Here is a 24,597-nt window from a genome sequence, read left to right on the forward strand (position 1 = left end):
CCGCCCGGACGACGGCGGCCGGACGGCCCCGCCCGGAGAGCCCGCCCTCGCCCGCCGACCATCCTGGGCCCGTCCGGGCCTTCCCCGGCACCTCAGACCTGTGAGGGTCCGGGCGGTGGCCCCCGGTCCCGGGCCCGAAGGACCGCTGTCCGGACGGGTGACGGGGTGGGGCGGTCTGCGTAGACTCGGTCGCCCTGTGCCCGGACGAGTCCAGGAGCCCTCGCCATGACCTCGCCGTCTCCCAGCATCAGTGCCGGCAGCGTCTCCACGCCGCTGCTGGACCACACGATCGGCGCCGCCCTCGACCTCGCCGTGCGGGCCTTCCCGGAGCGGGAGGCCCTGGTCGACGTGCCGGGCGGACGGCGGTGGACGTACCGGGAGTTGTCGGCGGAGGTGGACCGGGTCGCGCTCGGGCTGGTGGGGCTGGGCGTGACGGCGGGCGACCGGGTCGGGATCTGGGCGCCGAACTGCGCGGAGTGGGTGTTCGTGCAGTACGCCACCGCGCGGATCGGCGCGGTCCTGGTGACCGTCAACCCGGGCTACCGGGTGCACGAGGTCGAGTACGTGCTGCGCCAGTCGGGGATCCGGACGGTCGTCGCGGCGCCGCGCTTCAAGACCTCCGACTATGCGGCGATGCTGGCGGAGGCGGGCCCGCGCTGTCCGGAGCTGAGGGACGTGCTGCTGATCGGCTCGGCGGACTGGGACGAGCTGTCGGCGGCCGGCGGACGCGGGGACCGGGCCCGGCTGTCGGCGATCGGCGCGGAGCTCGGACCGCACGATCCGATCAACATCCAGTACACCTCGGGCACCACCGGCTTCCCCAAGGGCGCCACGCTCTCGCACCACAACATCCTCAACAACGGCTACTTCGTCGGGGAGGCGTGCGGCTACTCGGAGGCGGACCGGATCTGTGTGCCCGTCCCGTTCTACCACTGCTTCGGGATGGTCATGGCCAACCTGGCGGCCCTCTCGCACGGTTCCTGCGTCGTGATCCCGGCGCCGGCCTTCGACGCCGCCGCCACCCTGCGCGCGGTGGCCGCCGAGCGGTGCACCTCGCTCTACGGCGTGCCGACGATGTTCATCGCGGAACTCGGCGAGCCCGGCTTCGACGACCACGACCTGTCCAGCCTGCGCACCGGGATCATGGCGGGATCGCCCTGCCCGACCGAGGTGATGAAGCAGGTGGTCGACCGGATGGGCATGCGCGACGTCTCCATCTGCTACGGCATGACCGAGACCTCACCGGTCTCCACCCAGACCCGCGCGGAGGACCCGCTGGAGCGGCGCGTCTCCACCGTCGGCCGGGTGGGCCCGCACCTGGAGGTCAAGGTGGTCGACCCGGACACCGGTACGACCGTCCTGCGCGGCACCCCCGGCGAACTCTGCACCCGCGGCTACTCGGTGATGCTCGGCTACTGGGAGGAGCCGGACCGGACGGCGGAGGCGATCGACGCCGACGGCTGGATGCACACTGGTGACCTCGCGGCGATGGACGAGGAGGGCTACCTCACCGTCACCGGCAGGCTCAAGGACATGGTCATCCGGGGCGGCGAGAACATCTACCCGCGCGAGGTCGAGGAGTTCCTGCACACTCATCCCGACATCCTGGACGTCCAGGTGATCGGCGTGCCCGACGCCCGGTACGGGGAGGAGCTGATGGCCTGGGTCCGGCCGCGCCCCGGTGCGCCGGAGCTGACGGCCGAGGTCCTGCGGGAGTACTGCGCCGACCGGATCGCGCACTACAAGGTGCCGCGTTACGTGCACCTGGTCGACGAGTTCCCGATGACCGTGACCGGGAAGGTCCGCAAGGTGGAGATGCGGGAACAGGCGGTCGGGCTCCTGGGCCTCGGCGGTGCGGCCGGCGTCGAGCACGCCTGAACGGCGTCCCTGCGCGGGTGTGCCGCCCGGCCACCGGTGGCCCCGGGGGGTACCCGGTGCCACCGGCAGCCGGAGGTCGGCTGCAGGAGGTCAGCAGCAGGAAATCAGCTGTCGGACGTCACCTGACGGAGGTCACCTGCCCGAGCCGATACGGGCGGCGACGTCGGCGCGCAGGGCGGGAAGGGTGGCGTACGTGACGCCGCCGGGGCACTCGGTGGCCAGCCAGTCGCGGTGGCCGCTGATCATGTCGACCGGCTTGGTCACACCGTTGACCGGGTTGACGTAGGTGACGTGGGCCTGCGGGTTCAGACCGTGCGTACCGGCCGCGAGGGCGAGCAGCAGGGTGAGCGAGTGCCGCGCCTGCGCGGTGGGCTCCTGGCCGGTGAGGGTGCCGAGCAGGGCGATGCCGAGGTTGCCGGAGTTGAACCCGGCGGTGTGGAAGGCCGTGACCACGTTGCCGGTCGCGTCGTGCCCGGGGATGCCGTCCTCGCCGGACCAGCGGCCCTCGTAGATCCGCCCGGCCTCGTCGATCAGGAAGTGGTAGCCGATGTCGCCCCAGTCGAGGGTGATGGCGTGGTACTCGTAGATCGCCCGCACGGTGGCCGCCGGGTCGGCGTCGGCGTTCGGGGTGTCGGTGTGGTGCACCGTCAGGGTCTGCAGCGGGTAGTACTTGGCGGGGGAGTTCTCGGCGCCGTTCTTGAAGCGCTTGGACTCGTCGGCGCCCCACGCGGCGCGCGGCAGGTACTGCACGCCGCAGAAGGTGGTGGGAGCGCTCGGGGAGATCGAGGCGCTGCGGACCGGACCGTGGGTGGTGTCGACGGCCGCGGAGCGGAGGTTGGCGGCGCCGTCGGGCAGGCGCAGCTCGTAGCCGACCGCGCCGTCGGCGGCGACGAGCACGGTGGCGGCGGGGGCGGCGGTCGCCGCCGCGAGGTCCGAGTGGCCGACCGGGTCCGGGCCGCCCGCGCAGCCGGCGGTCAGCGGCTTCCAGGCGCCGGGCCCGGTGCCGTCGTGGTGGAGGCGGATGGCCGCGCCGCGCCGGGGGCCGTCCCAGCTGACACCGACGTAGCGGATCGGGAACTCCGCGCGGACGTCGGCGGCTGCCCCGCCGGCTGCGGACCGGGCCCGGGTGGCGGGGGTGGTGACCGTACGGGCGGGGTTCGAGGCCGGGGCGGCCGGCGTGCCGGCCGGGGAACCGGTGGCAGGGGTGCTCGCAGTGGCGGCGTTCGCGGCGTTCGCGGTGGCGAGTGCGGCGGCCGTGGCGCCTATCGCGGTGACCAGGGTGCGCCGGGTGACGGCGGGTCGGGCGTTCGGCATGGGTGTCCTGTCTCGGGGTGTGGAGCGGGTGAAAACGGGCACGGCCGACGTGACGACCCGTCGGACGGAGGCAGACGGGTGCCCCGAATGACGGCTCGGCAGTCGGCTATGAATCTATCCAGATGATCGTTTTGGTTCGTAATTTTTCAGAAAACCTGTGCCCGAAGGGGCAGAAACAGCACGAAAGTCCGATTTCGATTCACCGGGCCGGGAGGCCGCTCGCCGGGCTGTCGAACGGGGCGAAACGGACCGGGTGGTCGGCCACCGGTGTCCGTTCGCCCCGGGCGTGGGCGGCGGCGAAGCCCTCCGCGCCGAGGGAGCCGAGGGCGCGGGCACCGATCCGGTCGGTGTCGAAACGCTCGGCCGCGGGCAGCGGGGAGCCGACCGAGCGGCGCAGTTCGGCGGCGGTGCCGAGGAGCTCGGCTGCGTGTTCGGCGTGCTGGGCGTGCTGGGCGTGCTCGCGGTGCCCGGCCTGGTCGTCCTGCCCGGTGGCGGACCCGGCGACCGAGGGCGCGCCGAGGGAACGGGCGCCGGCCAGCCCCTCCAGGGCGAGGGCCACCGCCCGGACGTCCCCGGTCCGCTCGGCGGTGCGCAGTCCCTCCAGGTGGAAACCGGTCGCGCGCCCGGCGTCCCCCCGCTGCTCGGCGGCGAAGCCGAGCTGCGCCAGGATCAGAGCGGTGCCGGCGTCCACGCCCTGTTCGCGGTTCCAGGCGAGCCAGGGGAGGAGCAGCACCTCCGCGGCTTCGAGGTCGCCCCGGCGACGGGCGGTGAGGGCGAGACCCATGTCGGCGAACTGCTGGGCGGGCCGGTGCGACTGCTCGACGGCGAGCGTCCGGGCCCGCTCGTGCAGTCGCGCGGAGGCGTCGAGGTCCCCCGTGAGCAGGGCGATCCTTCCCGCCCGGGAGAGCAGGAAGGACAGGTCGGTCCAGAGCCTCAGCTCCTCCGCCAGCCGGACACCCTCCTCGTGCAGCCGGCGCGCCCGGTCGTAGTCACCGGCGATCTCGGCTAGCACACCGAGGTGCTCGGTCGCCCGGAGGCGGCCCCAGCCGTCGCCGAGTTCCGCGAACAGAGCTGCGCTCTCGGTGGCGTGGTGGCGGACGGCGGGCAGGTCGCCGCGGTAGCCGGCCTGCGCCGTCAGGGTGGCGTGGGCGGCCGCCTCGCCCCAGCGGTCCCCGGTCCGGCGGAACTCCGCGAGCAGACGGACGGTCTCGGTGCCTCCCGTGCCGGAGCGGCCGAAGCCGCAGCGGGCGAATCCCAGCAGCCAGCGGGCCCGGGCCTCCGCCGGGTGGCCGGTGCCGCCGCCGTGCTCGGTGCCGACGGCACCGGCGTCCGCCGGAGCCTCGTCGGGCGCAAGGCCCCGACCGGCGCCCCGACCGGCGCCCCGACCGGCGCCCCGGTCGGCGCCCCGGTCGGCCTCGGCCTCACCGGTGAGCAGGGCGAAGGCCTCCCGGCGGGCCAGTGCGGCGGCGCGGGCCGCGTCGGCGGGCCCGGCGAGGGCCAGCACGGTGGTCAGCCGGTGGTGCGCCTCGGCCGGACGGCCGCGCAGGAACCAGTACCACGTGAGCGCGTTCACCAGCCGGGTCGCCAGTGCGGTGTCGCGCTGCTCGACGGCGTCGCCGAGGGCGGCGCACAGGTCGGGGTTCTCCCGGTCGAGGCGGTCCAGCGCGGCGTGCTGGCCGGGCCCGTGGAGCAGCCTGCCGGTGTGCTCGGCGAGCTCGGTGCAGTACGTACGGTGGCGACGCCGGACGGCGGCGGTCTCGTCCGCCTCCTCCAGCCGCTCCAGCCCGTACGCGGCGATGGACTCCAGCAGCCGGTACCGGGGGCCGCCGTCCTCCCCGCCCGGGCCGGAGGAACCCGCACCCCCGGAACCCGGGCCCGCCGGGCCCGCGCTCACGGACACCAACGACCGCTCGACCAGCCGGCCGAGCGTGTCCAGGACGGCGGACGCGGGCAGGTCGGCCGGCTGCGGGCCGGGCGTGGCACAGACCTCCTGCGCGGCGTCGGCCGTGCAACCGCCGGCGAACACGGCGAGCCGGCGCAGCAGCGTGCGCTCCTCGTCGCCGAGCAGCTCCCAGCTCCAGTCGATGACGGCGCGGAGCGTGCGCTGGCGGGCCGGGGCGTCCCGGCGGCCGGCGGTGAGCAGCCGGAACCGGTCGTCCAGGCGCGCGGCGATGCTGTGCACGCCGAGCGCGCGCACCCGGGCGGCTGCCAGTTCGAGGGCCAGTGGGATCCCGTCCAGCCGGGCGCAGATCGCGGCGACCGCGTCGGCGGTGGCGGGCCCGAGTGCGAAGTCCGGTGCGGCGGCCCGCGCACGGGCGGTGAACAGCGCGATCGCGTCGCTCTCCGCGAGCGGCCGGACCAGGTGGAGGGACTCGCCGTCCAGGGCGAGAGGCTCCTGACTGGTCGCCAGCACGCGCAGGCCGGGGGCGTGCCGGAGCAGGTGCGCGGTGAGGTCGGCGGCCTGGTCGACGAGGTGCTCGCAGCCGTCCAGCACGAGCAGGAGGTCCCGGGCCCGCAGGGCGCGCGCCAGCCGGTCGGCGGCCGATCCGGCGGCGTGGTCCTCCCGGAGGCCGAGTGCGGCGGCGACGGCCGCGGCCAGGTCACCGGCGAGCGGCGTGAGTTCGACGAACCGGACGCCGTCGGCGTGGTCGCCGGACACCTGGGCGGCCACCTCCAGGGCCAGCCGGGTCTTGCCGACCCCGCCCGGTCCGACCAGGGTGACCAGCCGGCCGTCCCGCACCAGCCGTTGGACCCGGGCCGCGTCCGCCGCCCGGCCGACCAGGGCGGTGACCGGGGCCGGCAGGTGGGCCTCGCCGTGCTCCGGCGGCGCGGGCGCGCTGCCCGCGGTGGCGGCCGGTACCCCCAGCGACGGGTCCTGCCGCAGCAGGGCGGTGTGCAGGTCGCTGAGTTCGGGCCCCGGGTCCAGGCCGAGGTCCTCGGCCAGCTGCGCCTTGATCTCGGCGTACCCCGCGAGCGCCTCGCTCTGCCGGCCCGCCCGGTACAGCGCGCGCAGGTGGGCCCCCCGAAGCCGCTCGCGCAGCGGGTGTTCGGCCACCGCGGCGGCCAACTCGTCGGCCAGCTCCCGGTGCTGGCCGAGGTCGAGGCGGGCCTCGGCGGATGCCTCCAGGGCGGTCAGGTACTGCTCGTCCAGGCGGACCGCCACGGCCCGGGCGAACGTCGCGTCGCGGAACTCGGCGAGTGCCGGGCCGCGCCACAGGGCGAGCGCCTCCCCGAGCAGCCGGGCCCGCCCGGTCCGGTCCCCCGCCCGGTGCGCCTGCTCGGCCAGGGCGGTCAGCACGGCGAACCGCCCCGTGTCCACGGCCTCGTCGGCCACCTGGAGGGTGTAGCCGGCCGGCGTCAGGGCGACCAGGGCCCGGGCTCCGGGTTCGGCCTGCTCCAGGGCGCGGCGCAGCTGCGACACCTTCGTCTGGAGGGTGTTGGCCGGGTTGCCCGGCGGCCGGTCCTCCCAGAGGTCCTCCACCAGCCGGTCGGCCGGGAGCGGTCGCCCGTGGTGGGCGAGCAGATCGGCGAGCAGGGCCCGGACCTTCGGTTCGCGGACGGTGACGGGCGAGCCGTCGTCGGTGCGGATCCGCAGGGGGCCGAGCAGGTCGAAGCGCATGACGCCACGTTAGGCGGTACCGGTCCGGTACCGGCGGGCGGGGCGTGCACGGCGGGTGGCCGCCCCGGTGGCGGACGGCGGGCGGGGCGCCGCCCGTGCGCAGGCCGTGAGCGGTCCGTGCGCGCGGCCCGGCAGGGTGATTCCCGTGAACGGCGGAGCCCACCGGGGCCCGCCGGACGACCGCCCGCGCGACAGCGTCCGGGACAGGCCCCCCGCGGGACCTCCCGCCCGGCCGCCCGCCCGGCCGCCCGACTTCCCGAGGAGCAGCACCGTGACCCGAGCCGTGACCCACCCCGTCGCCGACCCCGTCCTCGCCCTCGTCACCGACCCCGCGCTCCACCGTGCCGACTCCGCAGCCCGCCGCGCAGGCGAGGGCGGCGAGGTCTCCGGGGGCGCCCTGCCGGAGGGCCGCCGACCGCAGGTCCTGCTGGTCCTCGCCCATCCGCGGCCCGACTCGCTGACCGCCCAGGTGGCCGCCCGGGCCGCAGACCGGTTCGCCGCCGCCGGCTACCGGGTGGACCTGTTCGACCTGCACGCCGAAGGCTTCGATCCCCGGATGACGCCCGAGGACGAGCCCGACTGGCAGCACCGGGACAAGACCTACTCCGCCGACGTCCGGGCCCACATGCGGCGGATCGAGGCCGCCGACGTCATCGTCCCCGTGTTCCCGCTCTGGTGGTTCGGCCCGCCGGCCGTCCTGAAGGGCTGGATCGACCGGGTCTGGAACTACGGCTTCGCCTACGGGCGCAGCCGGCCGGGGCTGGCGGCCAAGCGGATGCTCTGGCTCGGGCTGAGCAGTTACCCGGCGGCGGAGTTCGCCGAGCTGGGCTGGGACGTGACGGTCACCCGCCTGCTCAAGGCCGGCATCTCGGAGTTCTGCGGCATCACGGACGCCTCGGTGGTCCTCCTGCACGACTCCCTCGCCGCCGGCGGGCGCGTCCTGGACGAGACGGACCGCGCGATCGGCGCCCTCCTCGCTCCGGCCCCGGTCGGATAGCCCGGCCCGTTCCCGCCCTGCTCCCGCCGCCCCGGCGCCCCGGCTCCGCCGGCCCTACCGCCTTACCCCAGGAGCCGCAGAGCTGCCTCGGCCCGGGCGGAGACGGGCGGCTCCGCGTGGGTCAGCTCGGCCACGTACAGGCGGATGTCGGCGAGCACGGCACGCGCGCCGGCCACGGCGAGGAAGGCGCGTGCCAGGCCGTCCGGAGCGGTGTCCCCGAGGACGAGGCCGTGGACGAACTGCCGAACCGCCACCTCGAAGGGGTCCTCGGGATCGCCGTACGGGGCTTCGAGGAAGGCGCTCCACTCGGGGGCCGAGGCCGCCCGCCCCGCCTCGAACAACCGCAGCATGGCCTCCTCCGCCAGGACCGGCGCGGTCGCCGCGTCCGCCGGTGGCACCTCGCGCAGGGCCTCCCGTGCGGCCGTGAGCTGTCCGTCGTGCCGGTACGCCGCGACGAGGGCGCACCGCACCGCGGTGTCGGCGGGATCGAGGGCGAGGACGGCGGCGAGGTCGGCGACGGCCTCGGCCGGCCGGCCCGCCTGACGGTGCGCCTGGCCCCGCTCGGCGTGGGCCCAGACGTACTCGGGGTTGAGGGTGAGCGCTGCGGTGAGGTCGGCGACGGCCTGCTCCGCGTGGCCCGCCTGACGGTGGGCCTGACCGCGCGAGCCGAGCGTCCAGCCGTCGTCCGGATCGAGCGCGAGCGCCGTGTCGAAGTCGGCCACCGCCTCCTCCAGGTCGCCCGCGAGCCGGTGCACCTCGCCCCGAAGTGCGAACGCCCAGGCGTAGGAAGGATTCAGGGTGACGGCGGCGGTGAGGTCGGTGACGGCTTCGTCGGGTCGGCCGGCCTGGCGGTGGGCCTGGCCGCGGGCGCGGAGCGCCCAGACGTCCGACGGGCTGAGGGCGAGCGCGGCGGTGAGGTCGGCGATCGCCTGCTCCAGGAGGTCCGCCTGCCGGTACGCCTCGCCGCGCCCGGCGAGGGCCCAGGCATAGGCGGGGTCGAGGGTGAGTGCGGCGGTGAAGTCGGCGACGGCTTCCTCCAGCCGGCCGGTCTGGCGGTGGGCCTCGCCCCGTTCGGCGAACGCCCAGGCGTACTCGGGGTTGAGGGTGACGGCGGCGGTGAGGTCGGTGATGGCTTCGTCGGGTCGGCCGGCCTGGCGGTGGGCCTGGCCGCGCGAGCCGAGCGCCCAGATGTCCTCGGGGTCGACGGCCAGGACGGCACTGAGGTCGGCGACGGCCTCCTCCAACCGGCCCGTCTGCCGGTACGCCTCGCCGCGCTGGACCCGGGCCCAGGCGTACTCGGGGTCGAGGGCGAGGGCGGCGGTGAGGTCGGTGATGGCTTCGTCGGGTCGGCCGGCCTGGCGGTGGGCCTGGCCGCGCGAGCCGAGCGCCCAGGCGTCGTCGGGGTCGAGGGCCAGCGCGGCGGTGAAGTCGATCATCGCCTCCTCGGCACGGCCCGCCAGTTGGTGGGTCTCCCCGCGCCGGGCGAGCGCCCAGGCGTTGCCCGGGTCGAGGGCCAGCGCGGCACCGAGATCGGCCAGGGCCTGCTCGTAGCGGGCGTGCCAACTGTGCACGCGGCCACGGTAGGCGAGCGTCTGGGAGAGACCGGCCGCGGTGGCGACGGCCAGGTCGAGGTCGGCGAGCGCATCGTCGTCGCGGTCCTCGATGAAGTTCTGGTAGCCCCGGTGGGTGAGGGCCCAGGCCCGGACGCGGGCGGGCAGGACCGGGGCGGTGAGCACGCCGAGGGTCTCCAGGACCGGCTGCTCACCGGCGGCGGCCGACTTGATCAGGTCGGCCCAGTGGGTGAGGTCGGCGTCGGCGCTGTCCTGGGCGGCCTGGTGGAGCATCTCCGCCCACACGGCCAGGGCGTCCGGGGCCTCACCGGCGGTCCGGGCGGTGTGTTCGAGGGCCGCGGGCAGGCCGGCCAGCGGATCCGCGCACAGCCGGTGGTAGGTCTCGTTGAGCAGGTGCCGGCGCCACCGCGGGTCTGCGGTCCGCCGGGACACCTGGAGGTGTTGTTCCGCCGACGTCCGGGCGGCGGCGTGGTACTCGGCGAGGCGGGAGTGGGCGGCCGTCCACAGCCGGGGCGACTGCGTGCGGCGACGGCGGAGCATGCTGGTGCGGACCACGGCGTGGTACTGCCGGAAGTCGCCGTGCCCGGCCACGAAGGGCTGGCCCAACAGCCATTCCCAGGCGGCCGGTTCGGCGTCAGGGACGGCGCAGGCGAACAGGTCCTGGTTCAGTTGCAGCGGCAGCGCCGCGGCCACCACCGTCTCGCGGCGCTCGGGTTCGGCGATCCACTGGAGGAACCGCACGACGGCCTGGTCGACCACGTCCGCGCCGACGTCGGCGACGACGTCGACCGCGCCGGGGTCGGCGTGCGCCAGGAGGGCGACCAGCAGCGGCAGCCGCATCGACATCCGGAGGACCGCGTCGACCACACCGGGATCGGTGACGCCCCGGGCGGCGAGCAGGTCGCGGGCCTCCTGCTCGGTGAACACCTCCAGCGGCACGTCCACCAGGACGGGCCGCCACGGCGCCCACTCGCGTTCGGCGAGCTCGTCCCGCCCGGCGAGGACGAAGACGACCTCCAGCGGCAGGGCGCCGAACGCGTCGTCGATGGTCTCCCTCAGCCAACCGTCGAGGTAGCGGCCGGTCACCTCCCAGGTGTCGAGGAACAGCACGATCCACGGTCGCCGTGCCCGGTCGCGCTCGCAGATCCGGCCGAGTTCGGCCACGAAGGCGCGACTGAGTGCCGACTCGTCCCCGTCGCCGCCGCGCCGCCGCTGCCGCACGCCCGCGACGAGGCGGTCCGCACCCTGCGCGACGTTCTCCGGACTCGCGATGGCCGCGACCACGCCCGCCCCCGGCAGCACCGAGGCGGCGCCGAACGCCGCCTGTGTCACGAGCCGTGCCGGCAGCGACGCCGCCTCCGCGCCGGGCGACTGCTCGGGCACGCGCTCGGCGGAGGCCTGCAGCGCCCGCCGGTACTGCTCGACCGCCTTGTCGAACTCCCTGAGCGGGCCCGCCTGTTCGGCCAGCTGGCGGGCGAGTGCGGTCAGCGTGGTCTCGACGCCGTGGACGTCGGTGTCGTCGACCAGCGCGGTCAGTGCTCCGGCCCGGTGGGCCGCCTCCCGCCACTGCGCGAGGAGTGTCGACTTGCCGACCCCGCCCACCCCGCGCACGTGGAACAGGAAGTCCGCCGGGTCCGGCCCGGCGTCCGGATCGGCATCCTTGCCGAGGTTCTCCACGAACAGGGCCAACTGCGCCCGTCGGCCGATGAACTGGGCCCCGGCCCGCTGCCGCACCGCCTCCGCACGCGACAGACGCCTCTTCGCCTGTGCCATTCCCACCCCCTGCCGAGACCGGCCGGCCGCGGGCCGACCGTGGTCCGGCCACCTGCCGTCAGGTCGCCCTGCGGGCCGTCGACCGCGGGCCGACGGCCGCGCCCCCGAACCCCGTCGGAACGACGGTAGTGAATCGGGCCCGGGGATGTCTCTACTTTCGGCGGTCCCCGGCGTGCACCGCCGGGCGGGGCTCCCGCCGGGCGGGGCACGCCCCGGCCGCCGTCCCGGGCCGCGGTGCGGCGGCCCCGGGCGGACGGGCCTACAGGACCTCGATGTCGAACGTGGCGGAGTTGTCGGCCGGGGTCCGGTCGCCGGGGAGGGCGACCTCCACGGTTCCCCGGAGGACCTCCGGGTCCATGCCCGAGGCGACGGAGATCCGGACCTCGGCGCCGGCGGTGGCACCGGAGTCCAGGCCGGCCGGGAACGTACAGGTCACGGTGTGGCCGTGCGGTCCGGTGGAACAGGTGCCGCCGGGGGCCGTGCCGGTGCCGACGACCCCGGGCGGCAGGTGGACGGCCAGGGTGAACGGCTCGGTGGTGGCGATGCCACCGGTGTTCCTCACCACGGGGTGCAGGAACGTGAAGCCGCCGTCGTGGACGGGCGCGGGATCGGCGACAGTGACCGCGAGGTCGGCGCCGCAGACGGTGGCCGCCGCGACCGGACCGGCGGTCAGGAGCACCACCGCGCAGGCGGCCCGGAGGGATCGGTGGAACAGGTTCTGGGACATCGCGCTCACCCGTTTCGTCGCTGCTCGGGCACGGGCCGGGTCCGGCCGCGTCACCGTCAGCATCGACGTGCCCCACCGCCGGGCGCGCGGGACACGGCGGCGGACCACTCGGACGGGTGGGCGCACCCGTGGGGGCGTGGGGTGCGGGGCGTGGGGCGCGGGACCGTCGCCGGTGCCCGAACCCGTGCGCCTACGCCCGGGCCGGGCCCGGCGCCGCCCGGACGGCCGCGGCCAGGGCGCCGGCGAAGCCGCGGACCGCAGCCGACTCGTCACCGGCGCGCCACACCAGGCCCAGGGCGGAGTCCGGCAGACCGGTGACGGGCAGGTAGCAGAGGTCCTCGCGCCGGTGGTGGTCGGCGGTCGGCCGGCAGAGCAGCATGGCCCCCTGGCCGCCGGCGGCCAGCGAGAGGCCCTCCTGCAGGGTGCGGACCTCGGGACCGGTGGGAATCGGGACGCCGTCGGGCGTGCGGTCGGGCACCTGGGCCCGGCGCCAGTAGGCGGGCGCGGTACGCGCCAGGTCGATCAGGGTCGTGCCGGCGAGCTGCTCCGCGTCGACCGAGGCGGCCCCGGACCACGGGTGGTGGTGGGCGACCGCGAGGTAGTGCGGCTGCCGGGAGAACACCAGCCCCAGGGTCAGGCCCTCCTCGACGACCGGCAGCAGGACGACCGCGGTGTCCACGTCGCCCCGGCGCACCGCGCCGAACGGGTCGGCCAGCGGGAGTTCGGTGATCTCGACGGCGCAGTCGGGCCGTTCCCGCCGGAACGCGGTGACGGCGGCCGTGAAGCCGGCGCCGGCGCTGCCCTGGAACCCGACCCTCAGCAGCCCCCGCACCCCCTGCGCGGACGCGCGGGTCGCTCGGTCGACCGCGCCTCGCAACGCCGCGTAGGCGGGGGCGAGTTCGGCCAGGAAGTCCTTCCCGGCGGGAGTCAGCCGCACCCGGCGGCTGGTGCGGTCCAGCAGTCGGGTCCCGATCCGGCGCTCCAGCGAACGGACCAGCTGGCTGACCCGGCTCTGCGAGACCAGGAGCCGCTCGCCGGCACGGCCGAAGTGGAGCTCCTCACTGACGGCGAGGAAGCACTCCAGCTCCCGCAGGTCCGGACTGCCCATGGCGGGGACTCCTCTCGGCGCGCGCCGGTCGCCCGGAGCACGGATGTGGCGGATTCGGCGGATGTGACGGATGTGGGATGTGCGGACGTGACGGCGGACGAATCGATCGATGAGCCCGACTCATGGAAGCGTGAGTGATCCGTCCTTGTTCCCACCTGCGCCGACGCGTTGGCTGGGACGCATGGCAGAGCACTCCCTGACACCGACCGCCGCCCCGCGGCCGCCCTTCCCGCCCTCGTCCTCGTCGCTCCCCTCCGCCCCGGTCGCGCGCCCGCCGGGCGGGTGGCCGGCCGTCCTCGCGGTGGCCGCCGCGACCTTCGCCGTCGTCACCTCCGAGATGCTGCCCGTCGCGCTCCTCACCCCGATCGGCGGCGCGATGGACGTCACCGAGGGCACCGCCGGACTGACGCTCACCGTCACCGGGCTGGTGGCCGCCGTCTCCGCCCCGCCGCTCACGTCCGCGCTCGGCCGGTGGGACCGCAGGCGGGCGCTCTGCGTGCTGCTGGTCCTGCTGGGGGCCGCCAACCTGCTGGCGGCGTGGGCGCCGGTGTTCGCGGTCATGGTCGCGGCCCGGGTCCTGGTCGGACTGGCGATGGGCGGTGTCTGGTCGCTCGCCGCCGGGGTGGCGGTCCGGCTGGTGCCGCGCGCCTCGGCCGGGCCGGCCACCGCGACGGCCTTCAGCGGCGTCGCGCTCGCCTCGGTCCTCGGCGTCCCCGCGGGCGCCTTCCTCGGCGGGTCGGCCGGCTGGCGGGCGGCCTTCGCCGTGCTCGGAGGTCTGGCGCTGCTCGTCGCCGCAGCCGTGGCGCTGCTGGTCCCGCCGCTGCCCGCCGAACGCGCGCTCGGCCTGGGCGGGGTCCTGCGGCTGGCGGCCGTCCCCGGGGTGCGGACCGGGCTGATCGTCGTCGCCCTCCTGGTGACCGGGCACTTCGCCGCGTACACCTACGTGAGTCCCGTCCTCGAAGAGGTGTCGGGTGCCTCGGCCGGGCAGGTCGGCGTGCTGCTGCTGGTCTACGGGGCCGGGGGGATCGTGGGCAACTTCGTGGCCGGCGCCGTCGTGGGCCGCGGTGTGCGGGCGTCGGCGGCCGGGATCGGTGCGGCGCTCGCCGTCAGCGTCCTGGCGCTGCCCGTGGTCGGCAGGGGCGTGCCGGGCGCGGTCGTCCTGGTGGCACTCTGGGGCCTCGCGTACGGGGGCGTGTCGGTGACCACGCAGACCTGGCTCACCCGGGCCGCCCCCGACGCGACCGAGGGCGCGTCGGCGCTGTTCGTCGCGGTCTTCAACGCGGCCATCGCCCTGGGCGCCCTGGCCGGCGGGCGGATCGTCGACGGCCTCGGCCCGGCGGCCGTGATGTGGCTCGGCGGCGTCCTCGTCGCGGCGGTCCCGCTGGCCGCCGCCCTCCTCCCCGGTCCGTCCACCGTTCCCGGTCCGCCCGCTCCTCCTCGCGGGTGACGAGCGGGGACGCGGGCGGACGGCTCCGGTCCCGCCGGACTCCGGGGCCGTGCAACCGCCCCGGGTCGCTGCCGGGTTCCGACACCCGGGCGCCGGGACCTTGCGGGCAGGGCGGACCGGGCGGGCCGGGGTTGTCGGAGGCCGTCCGTAGGCTGGGGGCGCCGCCGGAAGCGCGGTCGGGGGAACGGTCGGTCGAACGGGTCGGGGGAGGGAGCGCGGTGGAACCCGGACTGTCGCTCTACGAGCTGGCGTTCGTCGCCGGCGGGGCGGAACGCGTCGTGGACACCGCCCTGGTGCGGATGCACCGGGAGGGGCGACTGGTCGTCGACGTGGAGGCGGCGTGGGTCACCGTCGTCGATCCGCGCCCGACCGACGACGTGGAGGCCGCGCTGCTCGCGGCCGTCGGGCGGGACCTCCGCCGCTCAGTGGGGGAGGTCCGTGAGGCGTGCGCCACCACCCCTCCCTGGTGGCCGTCGGACGCGGACCGGACTTCAGGCGGCTGACGGGCCGGGGCGAGGGAATCCGGCTGCTGGCCGGCTGCCTGACGCTGGTACTGCTCTTCGTCCTCTTCCTGGGACTTCTGTCGGCCGCGATCGCCTGTGCGGGTGTGGTCGTCTTCTCGTCGGTGGGGGAGGGACCGGTCCTGGCACCGCTGGTGGCCGTGGTCGTCCTCCTGGTGCTGACGTACCTGCTGGTCCGCTTCGCCACCTGGGTGTCCGACCGGACCGCGGACCGGTCCACCGTGCGACTGCCGCGGCGGGCCCGGCGCCTGCTGGCGGCGCTGGCCGCGGGCGGGGAGGCACCCGCGGCGTGGCGGCCGGCGCCGGAGGCCTGGACGCCGAGCGGGCCGACCGTACCGGGGTCGGTCGCGCTCGACGGCCTGCGGTCCTCGGCCCTGGACCCCCGGTGGGCGGCGGCGTTCCGGGGGTGGCCGGCCGGGGAACCGACGGGACGGGAGCGGGCACCCGGGCCCGAGCCCGCGCCCGGGTGGGAGCCGGCCCCGGCTCCGGACGGCGCAACCTGACTCACCCTCAGGAGGTAACTTCTCACCCGTTCGCACCGTTCGGCTTGCGAGAATCCCGCCCTTTCCACGTTCGTGTGCAAACGTGTCTCCGCCCGGACCCGTCCGGGTTGGCGGAAGCCAGCTACTGAACCCTTGACCAAGGAGAACCTGAGATGTCGGTTCGTGGAAATCTCCGCAAGTTCGCCGTGATCGCGACCGTCGCCGCTGCGGCTGCCGTCGTCACGCCGACCGTCGCGGTGGCGCACGGCGGGGGCCACCAGCCCTCCGCGCAGTCGGGCCTCCAGGCCGGCAACGCCGCGGTCGGCCTCGTCGGTCCGCGCGCCAACTGGCTGCAGTGGTTCGACCGGAGCAACGGCTGATCCACCCCCGCGCCCCGGAGCTCCGGCTCCGGGGCGTTTTCCTTTGCCCGAAGCCACGAAGCCCTCTGTGGCTCGGGCGGTTCGGGCGGTTCGGGGGTGCGCCTACTCGGGCTTCGTGGCGCGGAGCGAGTACATCAGCGGGACGCGCGGCCGGCCCTCGGGGAAGCGGTAGCCCGCGTTCTGCTCCAGGACGGGGAACCGGGCGAACAGCGTGTAGTCGTACTCGTGCAGGAACTCCAGGCGGAGTCCGGCGGCGGTGAGGGCGCTGATGACCTCCCCGAGACCGTGCTGCCACTCGACCGTCACGTTCGCGGTCGTCGCGGCGTTCTGCTCGGCGTAGGTGCCGGGCTCGTCCCAGACGGTCGGCCCGTCGTGGAAGTAGTCCAGCTCGACGGTCCGGCCGTCCTCGGCGAGGGTGTCGCCGAACGGGTGGAACTCGGCGAGGTAGAGGAAGCCGCCCGGGGTCACGAGGGAGGCCGCCGTCCGCGCCCAGCGCTCGATGTCCGGGAGCCAGCACAGGGCGCCCAGGCCGGTGTAGACGATGTCGAAGGTCTGCGCGTCGAGCACGTCGACGGCGTCGTACACGTCGGCGGTGACGAACCGGGCCGTGGTGGCGCCGATCCGGTTCGCGACGTCCCTCGCGACGGCGACGGCCGGTTCGGAGAAGTCGAGGCCGGTGACGGTGGCTCCGCGCCGGGCCCACGCCAGGGTGTCCAGGCCGATGTGGCACTGGAGATGGACCAGGGTCTTGCCGTCGACGTCACCGACCTCGTCCAGTTCGAAGTCCCGCAGCCCGCCCTTGCCGGCGACGAAGCCGGGGATGTCGTAGAACTCGCTGGCGGCGTGGATCGGGACGCGCTCGTCCCAGTTCGCGCGGTTGGTCGCGCGCCAGTCGGTCGGTGCCGGAGTCTTGGTCATGACAGGCACGCTAGTCAGCGGTCGGAGCGGTGCTCAAGCCGTTTTGTGCCGTCCGGCCGAATCGCCCCGCCGGGCCCCGTCCGGCCCGCCGCGTCGGGGCGGCCCGGTCGGCGCCCGGTCGGCGCCCGGCCTCGTGCGGGCTCAGCCCAGGGTGACGGTGAGGACGTCCTCCTCCTGGCTGATGTGGTCGATCGTGATCTCCCCGGTGGCGCCGTCGTAGGCCCCGGTGCCTCCCGTGACCGCGAACGTGTGGGACCACTGCCTGGGCGCCGTGAGCACCTCGGTCAGCGCGGGCAGCGGGCGGGGAAAGGCGGTGGCGGCCGTGAGCGTCCCGTCGGCCAGGCGGAGGACCAGGGTGGCGATGACGAGGGCCCCGTCCGTCCCGACCGTGACGGGCAGGCAGTGGGCGCTCTCGGTGCCGGCCGGACTCCCCTCCGCGTCCAGGAGTTCGTAGTGGACGAAGTACGGCGTGCCGGTGGTGAGGACGTCCGGGATGTTGGCCGAGGCGCGTCTGCCGGTCAGCGTCAGGGTGCGGGCCCGTCGGGCCGCGCGGGCCGGCGCGGCCAGGCCGACGGTCGCGCCCGCGCCGACGGCTGCCGCCGATGCCATGCGCAGGGCGTTCCTGCGGTTGAGGGGGGTCGTCATGTCGTGGGTACCTCGTGTTCTCGGGTGCGCAGGCCCCGGGGCCCGTACGTTCGGGTGCTCCGGTGCTCCGGTGCTCCGGTGCTCCGGTGCTCCGGTGCTCCGGTGCTCCGGTGCTCCGGTGCTCCGGTGCTCCGGTGCCCGTACGGTCCCCGGGCCGGCGTGGTGCCGGGTCCGTGCGGCTGCGCGGACCCGGGCGAGGGGGCGCGCGGGCCGGTGAGCGGGCGGCCCGCACCCTCCTCGGACATGCGCCTGCCTTCCCGCTCCGGGGTGCGCCTACCGTCGTCCACGGGGGATTCCCCCGGACGGCGGAGGCCACCGCGGTCCGGCGACGGTCCGCGGCGCGCTCACCACCGCCCCGCCCACCGTGGACGGCACCGCTCGCGGCGCCGGGTCGGTCGTGTCCGGCGTGGCGACCGTGACCGCCCGGCGCCGACCCCGAGCCACCCGGCACGGGGACCGGCCGTCCCGTATCGGCCGAACCGGGGCACCCGCGGGCACCGCGCGTTAGGCTGCCCGCATGAGCAGCGGCGACCACGAGCACCGCGTCGGGCCGGCGGGAGTCGTCGGGACCGCGGCGGGCGGGAACGCGGCCGAAGGACACAGCGCACTCCCGTCGTTGGACCGGCTCGCCGGTCTGCTGGTGGCGGGCGGCGTCGCCGTCCTCAGCGGCGCCGGCCTGTCCACCGAGTCGGGGATCCCCGACTACCGGGGTCCGACGGGCAGCCTGCGCCGCCACACCCCGATGACCTACCAGGACTTCCTGGCCGCCGAGGGGAACCGGCGGCGCTACTGGGCGCGCAGCCACCTCGGGTGGCGGACCATCGTCGGGGCCCGTCCCAACGCGGGCCACCACGCGGTGCAGCGGCTGCGCCGGGCGGGGCTCGTCTCCGGGGTCATCACCCAGAACGTCGACGGCCTGCACCGGGCCGCAGGCACGACGGACGCCGTCGAGCTGCACGGCTCGCTCGACCGGGTGGTCTGCCTGGACTGCGGGCGGACGACCCCGCGCGAGCGCCTGGACCAGCGCCTGCACGCCCTCAACCGCGCCTTCCCCGCCCAGGTCCGGGCCCTGGCCGAGACCGTGCCGGCCAACCCCGACGGGGACGCCGACCTGCCCGCCGAGCTGGCGCAGTCCTTCCGGATCGCCCCCTGCGAGGTGTGCGGCGGAGTCCTCAAGCCCGATGTGGTCTTCTTCGGCGAGAACGTGCCCGTGCCCCGGGTCCAGCACTGCTACGACCTGGTCGACGACGCCCGCGCGCTGCTCGTCCTCGGGTCCTCCCTGAGCGTCCTGTCGGGCCTGCGTTTCGCCCGTCGCGCCGCCCGCGCCGGCAAGCCCGTCGCCATCGTCAACCAGGGGCCCACCCGCGCCGACGACCTCGCCGCCGTACGGGCCGACCTCCCGCTCGGTGCCGCACTGGCCACCCTGGCCGACCGGCTCGGGGCGCCTGTGGCGCCCTGACGTCCCCCGTCCCGGGCCCGTCCCGGCGCGGCGCGTGGCCGGGCTGGGCCCGTCGGAGGACCCTGCGGAGTGTTGCGCCCGCCCGGCCCGGGGCGGTCCGCGCACAGTGCGTCATGACCTTCACCCGGACCACGGCGCTCACCGCCGCCGTGCTGACCGTCGCGGCCGTGACCGCCGCCGTTCTCCCACCCGCCCCGCAGGCCGTCGCGGGTGCACCCCCGGCGGCGCGCGCCTGCGTCCGCTCCGATCCCGCCGGTGACGCCCGGGCCCGCGCTGGAGAAGATCACCGGCACGCGCCTCGACCATCTCCTCCGAGAGCGGGTCACCGGCCCGCTCGGCCTGGTGCGCCGGGGACACCCTGGTCGGGGAGACCGTCATGTCCCGTGTTCGGCTCGCTCCGTGTGCGTCGCCGATCTCGAAGGCTCCGTCGCCTTCTGCTCCAAGTTTGTCGGTGCCGGGCCGGCCAGGCGCCGCCCCGGCTACGCGAACTTCGCCGCGCCGAGCCCCCGCTCAAGCTCGTCCTCGTCGAGGGCGAGCCCGCGATTGGGGCTTGCCGGCCCGGGGGGGGCATGGCGCATTCGATCCCAGATCTCTGGGATCGAACCGCCCTTCGTACCCGCCTACGGTGAGGGATGTCCGCCTGCGCGAAGTCCCGGCGCCCGCCCGGTGATTCTGTTATGCGGACACGACAGCCCGGTCGGAGGCGCTGTGAGATCATTCCGGTATGTCTAGACCAATGCTTGAAGTGATCGCGTTGGACGCGGGGGACGCCCGGGCTGCCGAGCACGGGGGTGCGGATCGAATCGAACTGGTTAGTGACATGGCGAGGTGGGGGCTGACGCCGTCGGCGGAGACGGTGCGGGAGGTGCGTGCGGCGGTCGACCTGCCGGTGCGCGTGATGGTGCGCGAGGCGGACGGCTTCGCCGCGGGCGAGGTTCAGGTACTGCGGGAACGGGCCCGGGAACTGCTGCGTGCCGGGGCGGAGGAGTTCGTCCTCGGGTTCCTGACGCCCGACGGCGCGGTGGACCTGCCGGCCGTCGAGGCCGTGCTGGAGGTGCTGGACGGGCGTCCGTGGACCTTCCACAAGGCGATCGACTTCGCCGCCGACCGATCGGCGGCCTGGGCGGCACTGTCCGGGCTTCCCGGGCTCGACGCGGTGCTCAGTTCGGGGGGCCGGGAGGGCGTCGCGGAGGGCCTCACCACCCTGCTCGCCGAACACCGGGCGCTGGCCGGGCGCGGTGCCCCCGGCGAGCGCGGGGCCGTGCCCCGGCTGATCGCCGGGGGGACGCTGCGCGAACCGGAGGCGGCGCCGTTGCTCGCGGGCGGTGTGAACGCCTTCCACGTCGGCACCCGGGCCCGCCCGCAGGGCAGTTGGGACCACCCCGTCGACCCTGCTGCGGTCCGGGTGTGGGCCGAGTTGCTGGGGGGCGCGTCGTGACCGAGCCGGGCGGGCCCGCCACCCCTCCCGGGCGCGGAGCCGCCCTCGCGGTGACGGTGGTCGCCGAGGGCGAGATGCACCGTCACGGGATCGCCGGCATGCTCCGCGCCCTGCCCCTGGTGGGGGAGGTGACCACCAAGCCGCACGACCGGATCGGTTCGCCCGTCGAACTCTGGCGGGCCGACGTGGTCGTCCTGGTCTGCGCCGAGGAGGTCGCCCCGTGGGCCCGGGCGGTGTTCGCCACCCCGCGCGGTGAGGCCCGGCTGCTCGTCCTGCTCGGCGCCAACGCCGCACGGGAGCCGGGATCCTGGGCCACCGCCCGGGTCGACGGCTTCCTGCCGCTGGAGCAGCTGACCACCGCCGTCCTGGAGGATTCGCTGCGCCGGCTGGTGCTCCGCCGCCTGCCGGCGCCCGGCCGGGTCCGAACCGGTCCGCGGGTGCCGGACCAGCGCGGCGGCCTGCCGGGGGTGGCCGGCGGGGCGCTGACCGGGCGGGAGCGGCAGACCCTCGGGCTGCTCGTCGAGGGGTTGAGCAACAAGGAGATCGCCGCCCGGCTGGGCATCTCGGTGCACGGCGCGAAACGCCACGTCACCATGGTGCTGGCCAAACTGAACTGTCCCAACCGGACGTTGGCGGTGGCGATCGCCCTGCGCTACGGGATCGTCGACCCCGTCGGTGCTCAGGAGACCGGCACCGGCCCCCGGGTGGCGACGAACTCGGCGATGTAGTCGGGCAGGGAGATCCTTGGCTCCCAGCCGAGCTCCCGTGCCAGGAAGTTGTCCGCCCGGCCGCCGACCCGCTCACCTCTGCGGGCCGTCACCATCTCGATCTCGGTCCCGAACATCCGGGCCACGTCGACCAGTCGGTGCTCCTCGCCCCGGCCCAGCAGGTAGCCGTCCCCGGAGCCGCGCTCCGCGCACAGCAGCAGCCCCTCGACGATGTCGTCGATGTGCGTGAAGTCGCGGCTCTGGGTGCCCGGTTCGACCACCGTCAACGGCAGGCCGGCCCGGAACTGCTCCTCGAAGATGCCGATCACCGTCGCGTAGGAGCCGGTGGCGATCTGGCCGGGCCCGTAGACGTTGTAGAAGTACGTGATCACGTGGTCCAGGCCGAACCACTGCGCGGTGTTGCGGATGTACTCGATGTTCTTGGCCTTGGTCCAGGCGTACGGGTTGAGGTGCTCGTCCCGGCCGTCGTTGCCGAACTTCGAACTGGACGCCGCGTACACCAGCTTGGCGCCGTGCAGACGGCAGAGCCGGACCACCTCCTTGGTGCCGCGCAGGTTGAACTCCCAGACACGGTCCGGTTCTTCGAAGGACTGCGGAATGCGCGAGTATTCGCCGAGGTGGTACACCACGGCCGGCGGGGGCAGGCTCCGATCGGTCCACAGGGTGACCACGTCGGCCGTGTCGCCGTGCAGGTAACGCACGTTCGGGTGGTCCACGTGACGCTCGGGCGTACCCGTGAAGTAGTTGTCCACCGAGACGATCCGCGCCGAGGGGTCGGTCGCCACCAGGCTGCCGATCAGCCTGCCGCCGACGAAGCCGGCCCCTCCGGTCACCAGGATCGTCCGTTCTGCGGGCCGTCCGGTCATCAGGCCCTCCTCCTTCCGGTCACCGGCCATCTCAGGCCGCCTCCTTCCAACCCAGGCCGCGGTACGTCCAGCCGGCCGCGTGCCACGCCTGGCGGTCCAGGCAGTTGCGGCCGTCGATCACGAGGCGCCCGCTGACCAGCGGCGCCAGCGCGGCCGGGTCGGCGGTGCGGAACTCCGCCCACTCGGTGAGCACGCAGAGCAGGTCGGCGTCCGCGCAGGCCGCCTCCAGGCTCTCCGCGTAGGCGAGTTCGGGGTGGCTGCGACGCGCGTTCTCCCGGCCGAGCGGGTCGTAGACCCGCACCAGCGCACCGGCGCCGTGCAGCATCCGCGCCACCGCCAGCGCGGGCGCGTCGCGCACGTCGTCCGAGTCGGGCTTGAAGGTCGCGCCGAGGACGGCGATCCGACTGCCCGCGAGCTCCGGTCCGGCCGGGCCGGCGGTGCGGTCCAGCAGCTCCCCCGCGAGCTGCAGAACCCGCTCGCGGCGGCGCTGGTTGATCAGGTCGACCTCGTGCAGGAACCGCACCGCGGCACCCGCCCCGAGCTGGTGCGCACGCGCCTGCAGGGCGCGGATGTCCTTGGGCAGGCAGCCGCCGCCGAAGCCCACCCCGGCCCGCAGGAACTCGGGTCCGATCCGGGAGTCGTGGCCCAGCGCCCGGGCGAGCGCGGCGACGTCCGCCCCGGACGCCTCGCACAGTTCGGCCATCGCGTTGATGAACGAGATCTTGGTGGCGAGGAAGGCGTTGGCGGCCGTCTTGACCAGCTCGGCGGTGGCGAAGTCGGTCTCCAGGACGGGGATCTCCCGGCCCTCGCGGGCGGCCAGCTCGTGCACGCCGTCGTGCACCCGGGCAAGGGTCTCGCGAGCCCAGTCACCGCGCGCGCCGACCACGATCCGGTCCGGGCGCAGCACGTCGTCGACGGCGTGCCCCTCCTGGAGGAACTCCGGGCACCAGGCGACCTCGGGGTCGGCGTCGTCGGGTGCGTGCTTGCGCAGCAGCCGCTCGATCCACTCGGCGGTGCCGACCGGCACGGTGGACTTGCCGACCACCAGGGCCCGGCCGTGCAGGTGCGGGGCCAGCGTGCGCACCGCGGCGGCGACCTGGTCGAGGTCGGCGCCGGTGCCGTCCGGCCGCTGCGGGGTGCCGACGCACAGGAAGTGCACGTCGGCCCCGGCGGCCGCGACGGCGGGGTCGGTGGTGAACTCCAGCCGCCCGGAGGCCAGTCCGCGCCGGACCAGCTCGGTGAGGCCGGGCTCGTGGAAGGGCACCGTGCCGGCGTTGAGGGCGGCGACCTTCGCGGTGTCGACGTCCAGGCCGATCACGCGGTGGCCGAGTTCGGCGTAGCAGGCGGCGTAGGTGGTGCCGAGGTAGCCGGTCCCGAGGAAGGACAGCCCCGGCCGGTCGTGTACGGAATGGTCGGGAGGCGTGGGTCTGGTCATTGCTCCTCACTGCTCCTGATCGCTGCTCGTGGTGCGAGGGGTGAGAGTGGTGTGGGTCGTGCGTGCCGTGCTTGTGCGGGTTGTGCGGGTTGTGCCGCGCGGCGTGCTGCGGTGCCGCGGTCGGGAGTCGCGGTCCTGCTCACCGGGCCCAGGGCATCGGTGGGACGGGCGCGAAGGTGGTGGTGGGACGGATGACGGCGCTGGGTCCCGCCCCGGAGATCGCCAGGGTGAGTTCCAGGACGTGCAGGGCGTGGTCCAGCGGCAACCCGGTCGGGCGTGATCCGCCTGCGGCGACGGCGAGTTCGGCCACCCCGCGGGCGAAGTCCATGTCGTGGGTACCGGGGTAGCGGAAGGGGCGCGCGGGGCCCTCGGCGGGCGGCACGGTCTCCGGGACGCCGTCCGGGTGCCGGCGGACGGTGACCGGCGAGTCGTACTGCCAGGAGTCGGCGACGGTCAGCAGGCCGTCGTCGCCGATCACCCGCAGCGAGTAGTCCTTGGGCGCGTGGATGCTGGTGGTGAGCCGGGCCGTCACCCCGCTCTCGAACGAGAGGACGGCGAGCGAGAAGTCCGGTGCGAGCGGAGTCCCGGGTGGGACATGGGGGTTGGGGGCGAGGAGGGTGGCGAAGGCGGTGAGCTCGCGAACCGGGCCGAAGAAGGCGGTCAGCCAGGTCAGCCAGTAGCCGGCGTGCTCCACGGTGCACCCCGTCTCGAACTCGTCGAGGTAGGGCCAGGGCGCCCCGGACGGGCTGATCCACTCGTGGAACGGCATCCGCAGGATCGGGCCGTCGTCCAGTTCGGCGTAGACCAGCCGGGGCGTCCCGATGCGGCCCTCGCGCAGGGCGCGCCACGCCGTCTGCGCGGCGGTGCCGAGCAGCCCGCACGGCGCCGAGGCCAGCCGGAGGCCGCGCCCGGTGGCGAGTTCGACCAGCTCACGGGCCCGTTCGAGGTCGGTGGCCAGCGGCTTCTCGACGTAGACGTGTTTGCCGGCCAGCAGGGCGGCGCGGGTCACCTCGTAGTGGCTCTCGGGGTTGGTGAGGTTGACCACGGCGTCGACGGCCGGGTCGGCGAGCAGCGCGTCGAGGCTGCGGTAGCCGGGGACGCGGTGGTGGGCGGTGAAGGCGGCGGTCCGCGCCGGGTCGCGGTCGTGGACGCCGGTCAGGCGGAGGGACGGGTGGTTGGGCAGGGTCGCCGCGTAGAGGTCGGCGACGTAGCCGCAGCCGACGAAGGCGACACCGAACGGCGCGGTGCCGTCCTGGTGGTCCTGGAGGTCGAGGCGGTCCTCGGGCACGGG

At 75.4% G+C, this 24,597-nt stretch carries 19 protein-coding genes and 1 pseudogene; 10 read left to right on the plus strand and 10 right to left on the minus strand.

All coding sequences use genetic code 11. From position 1 onward, the window contains the following. Positions 1 to 225: 225 nt before the first annotated feature. Positions 226 to 1,878, plus strand: a complete 1,653-nt coding sequence (locus ACFWIC_RS25405; RefSeq protein WP_380520079.1) for an AMP-binding protein — start codon at positions 226 to 228, stop codon at positions 1,876 to 1,878. Between the two features lie 132 nt (positions 1,879 to 2,010). Here ACFWIC_RS25405 and ACFWIC_RS25410 read toward each other — a convergent pair whose 3' ends face one another. Together ACFWIC_RS25410 and ACFWIC_RS25415 are read right to left on the minus strand one after the other, a co-directional pair. Next, positions 2,011 to 3,192 (minus strand): N-acetylmuramoyl-L-alanine amidase, encoded by a 1,182-nt coding sequence (locus tag ACFWIC_RS25410; protein ID WP_380520080.1) that lies wholly within the window; start codon positions 3,190 to 3,192, stop codon positions 2,011 to 2,013. A gap of 199 nt (positions 3,193 to 3,391) precedes the next feature. Beyond that, on the minus strand, positions 3,392 to 6,811 hold the full coding sequence (locus ACFWIC_RS25415) for a BTAD domain-containing putative transcriptional regulator (protein ID WP_380520081.1): 3,420 nt from the start codon (positions 6,809 to 6,811) through the stop codon (positions 3,392 to 3,394). A 271-nt stretch (positions 6,812 to 7,082) separates the two neighbouring features. On the opposite strand from ACFWIC_RS25415, the gene ACFWIC_RS25420 reads away from it, so the two are divergent. After that, a complete protein-coding gene (locus ACFWIC_RS25420; RefSeq protein WP_380520082.1) occupies positions 7,083 to 7,808 on the plus strand; it encodes an NAD(P)H oxidoreductase in 726 nt (241 codons plus the stop codon). Positions 7,809 to 7,870: 62 nt separating this feature from the next. Here ACFWIC_RS25420 and ACFWIC_RS25425 read toward each other — a convergent pair whose 3' ends face one another. From ACFWIC_RS25425 to ACFWIC_RS25435, 3 genes are all read right to left on the minus strand, one after another. Further along, positions 7,871 to 11,152: a tetratricopeptide repeat protein gene (locus tag ACFWIC_RS25425; RefSeq protein WP_380520083.1), complete on the minus strand. Its 3,282-nt coding sequence runs from the start codon at positions 11,150 to 11,152 to the stop codon at positions 7,871 to 7,873. Positions 11,153 to 11,411: 259 nt separating this feature from the next. Further along, the gene (locus ACFWIC_RS25430; RefSeq protein WP_380354452.1) at positions 11,412 to 11,879 is read right to left on the minus strand and encodes a hypothetical protein; all 468 of its coding nucleotides are present in this window, start codon (positions 11,877 to 11,879) and stop codon (positions 11,412 to 11,414) included. A gap of 190 nt (positions 11,880 to 12,069) precedes the next feature. Next, positions 12,070 to 12,987 carry a LysR family transcriptional regulator gene (locus ACFWIC_RS25435; protein ID WP_329947695.1) on the minus strand — a complete coding sequence of 306 codons (918 nt, stop codon included), beginning with the start codon at positions 12,985 to 12,987 and terminating at the stop codon, positions 12,070 to 12,072. Positions 12,988 to 13,168: 181 nt separating this feature from the next. Here ACFWIC_RS25435 and ACFWIC_RS25440 point away from each other — a divergent pair, with 181 nt between their 5' ends. The 4 genes from ACFWIC_RS25440 to ACFWIC_RS25455 all read left to right on the plus strand — a co-directional run bounded on the left by ACFWIC_RS25440 (position 13,169) and on the right by ACFWIC_RS25455 (position 15,817). Next, entirely contained in the window at positions 13,169 to 14,434 is a 1,266-nt protein-coding gene (locus tag ACFWIC_RS25440) for an MFS transporter (protein ID WP_380520084.1), read from the plus strand. A 218-nt stretch (positions 14,435 to 14,652) separates the two neighbouring features. Then, positions 14,653 to 14,937, plus strand: coding sequence for a TIGR04222 domain-containing membrane protein (locus ACFWIC_RS25445; RefSeq protein WP_380520085.1), 285 nt, complete (start codon positions 14,653 to 14,655; stop codon positions 14,935 to 14,937). Then, on the plus strand, positions 14,880 to 15,458 hold the full coding sequence (locus ACFWIC_RS25450; protein WP_380520086.1) for a hypothetical protein: 579 nt from the start codon (positions 14,880 to 14,882) through the stop codon (positions 15,456 to 15,458). The genes ACFWIC_RS25445 and ACFWIC_RS25450 overlap by 58 nt, the downstream gene beginning before the upstream one ends. A 152-nt stretch (positions 15,459 to 15,610) precedes the next feature. Next, complete coding sequence (locus tag ACFWIC_RS25455; RefSeq protein WP_329878039.1) at positions 15,611 to 15,817, plus strand: hypothetical protein; 207 nt, start codon at positions 15,611 to 15,613, stop codon at positions 15,815 to 15,817. A 102-nt stretch (positions 15,818 to 15,919) separates the two neighbouring features. On the opposite strand, the gene ACFWIC_RS25460 is transcribed toward ACFWIC_RS25455, so the two are convergent. After that, a complete protein-coding gene (locus ACFWIC_RS25460) occupies positions 15,920 to 16,735 on the minus strand; it encodes a class I SAM-dependent methyltransferase (RefSeq protein WP_380520087.1) in 816 nt (271 codons plus the stop codon). A 141-nt stretch (positions 16,736 to 16,876) separates the two neighbouring features. After that, positions 16,877 to 17,380, minus strand: coding sequence for a hypothetical protein (locus tag ACFWIC_RS25465; protein ID WP_380520088.1), 504 nt, complete (start codon positions 17,378 to 17,380; stop codon positions 16,877 to 16,879). 517 nt (positions 17,381 to 17,897) lie between these two features. On the opposite strand from ACFWIC_RS25465, the gene ACFWIC_RS25470 reads away from it, so the two are divergent. From ACFWIC_RS25470 to ACFWIC_RS25485, 4 genes and pseudogenes are all read left to right on the plus strand, one after another. Next, on the plus strand, positions 17,898 to 18,839 hold the full coding sequence (locus ACFWIC_RS25470; protein ID WP_380354434.1) for an NAD-dependent protein deacetylase: 942 nt from the start codon (positions 17,898 to 17,900) through the stop codon (positions 18,837 to 18,839). A gap of 376 nt (positions 18,840 to 19,215) precedes the next feature. Next, positions 19,216 to 19,378 (plus strand): annotated as a pseudogene (locus tag ACFWIC_RS25475) (glyoxalase/bleomycin resistance/dioxygenase family protein); the annotation flags it as partial. A 197-nt stretch (positions 19,379 to 19,575) separates the two neighbouring features. Further along, positions 19,576 to 20,277 (plus strand): copper homeostasis protein CutC, encoded by a 702-nt coding sequence (locus tag ACFWIC_RS25480; RefSeq protein WP_380520089.1) that lies wholly within the window; start codon positions 19,576 to 19,578, stop codon positions 20,275 to 20,277. Further along, positions 20,274 to 21,005 (plus strand): response regulator transcription factor, encoded by a 732-nt coding sequence (locus ACFWIC_RS25485; RefSeq protein WP_380354428.1) that lies wholly within the window; start codon positions 20,274 to 20,276, stop codon positions 21,003 to 21,005. Before ACFWIC_RS25480 ends, ACFWIC_RS25485 begins: the two co-directional genes overlap by 4 nt. Here the strand turns inward: ACFWIC_RS25485 and ACFWIC_RS25490 are convergent. From ACFWIC_RS25490 to ACFWIC_RS25500, 3 genes are all read right to left on the minus strand, one after another. Continuing rightward, complete coding sequence (locus ACFWIC_RS25490) at positions 20,957 to 21,901, minus strand: NAD-dependent epimerase/dehydratase family protein (protein WP_380520090.1); 945 nt, start codon at positions 21,899 to 21,901, stop codon at positions 20,957 to 20,959. The genes ACFWIC_RS25485 and ACFWIC_RS25490 overlap by 49 nt on opposite strands. A 1-nt stretch (position 21,902) precedes the next feature. Further along, positions 21,903 to 23,306, minus strand: a complete 1,404-nt coding sequence (locus ACFWIC_RS25495; protein ID WP_380520091.1) for a UDP-glucose dehydrogenase family protein — start codon at positions 23,304 to 23,306, stop codon at positions 21,903 to 21,905. 139 nt (positions 23,307 to 23,445) lie between these two features. Further along, on the minus strand, positions 23,446 to 24,594 hold the full coding sequence (locus ACFWIC_RS25500) for a Gfo/Idh/MocA family protein (protein ID WP_380520092.1): 1,149 nt from the start codon (positions 24,592 to 24,594) through the stop codon (positions 23,446 to 23,448). Positions 24,595 to 24,597: the final 3 nt, after the last annotated feature.

The sequence above is a fragment of the Kitasatospora sp. NPDC127035 genome, assembly GCF_042726075.1.
In the GTDB taxonomy this organism is placed as follows: Bacteria; Actinomycetota; Actinomycetes; order Streptomycetales; family Streptomycetaceae; genus Kitasatospora.

Excerpts from the sequence above, each read along its gene's own strand:
- ACFWIC_RS25405 (WP_380520079.1), top strand. The coding sequence starts at position 226 with ATGACCTCGCCGTCTCCCAGCATCAGTGCCGGCAGCGTCTCCACGCCG.
- ACFWIC_RS25410 (WP_380520080.1), bottom strand. The coding sequence starts at position 3,192 with ATGCCGAACGCCCGACCCGCCGTCACCCGGCGCACCCTGGTCACCGCG.
- ACFWIC_RS25415 (WP_380520081.1), bottom strand. The coding sequence starts at position 6,811 with ATGCGCTTCGACCTGCTCGGCCCCCTGCGGATCCGCACCGACGACGGC.
- ACFWIC_RS25425 (WP_380520083.1), bottom strand. The coding sequence starts at position 11,152 with ATGGCACAGGCGAAGAGGCGTCTGTCGCGTGCGGAGGCGGTGCGGCAG.
- ACFWIC_RS25430 (WP_380354452.1), bottom strand. The coding sequence starts at position 11,879 with ATGTCCCAGAACCTGTTCCACCGATCCCTCCGGGCCGCCTGCGCGGTG.
- ACFWIC_RS25435 (WP_329947695.1), bottom strand. The coding sequence starts at position 12,987 with ATGGGCAGTCCGGACCTGCGGGAGCTGGAGTGCTTCCTCGCCGTCAGT.
- ACFWIC_RS25440 (WP_380520084.1), top strand. The coding sequence starts at position 13,169 with ATGGCAGAGCACTCCCTGACACCGACCGCCGCCCCGCGGCCGCCCTTC.
- ACFWIC_RS25455 (WP_329878039.1), top strand. The coding sequence starts at position 15,611 with ATGTCGGTTCGTGGAAATCTCCGCAAGTTCGCCGTGATCGCGACCGTC.
- ACFWIC_RS25460 (WP_380520087.1), bottom strand. The coding sequence starts at position 16,735 with ATGACCAAGACTCCGGCACCGACCGACTGGCGCGCGACCAACCGCGCG.
- ACFWIC_RS25465 (WP_380520088.1), bottom strand. The coding sequence starts at position 17,380 with ATGACGACCCCCCTCAACCGCAGGAACGCCCTGCGCATGGCATCGGCG.
- ACFWIC_RS25470 (WP_380354434.1), top strand. The coding sequence starts at position 17,898 with ATGAGCAGCGGCGACCACGAGCACCGCGTCGGGCCGGCGGGAGTCGTC.
- ACFWIC_RS25480 (WP_380520089.1), top strand. The coding sequence starts at position 19,576 with ATGCTTGAAGTGATCGCGTTGGACGCGGGGGACGCCCGGGCTGCCGAG.
- ACFWIC_RS25490 (WP_380520090.1), bottom strand. The coding sequence starts at position 21,901 with ATGGCCGGTGACCGGAAGGAGGAGGGCCTGATGACCGGACGGCCCGCA.
- ACFWIC_RS25495 (WP_380520091.1), bottom strand. The coding sequence starts at position 23,306 with ATGACCAGACCCACGCCTCCCGACCATTCCGTACACGACCGGCCGGGG.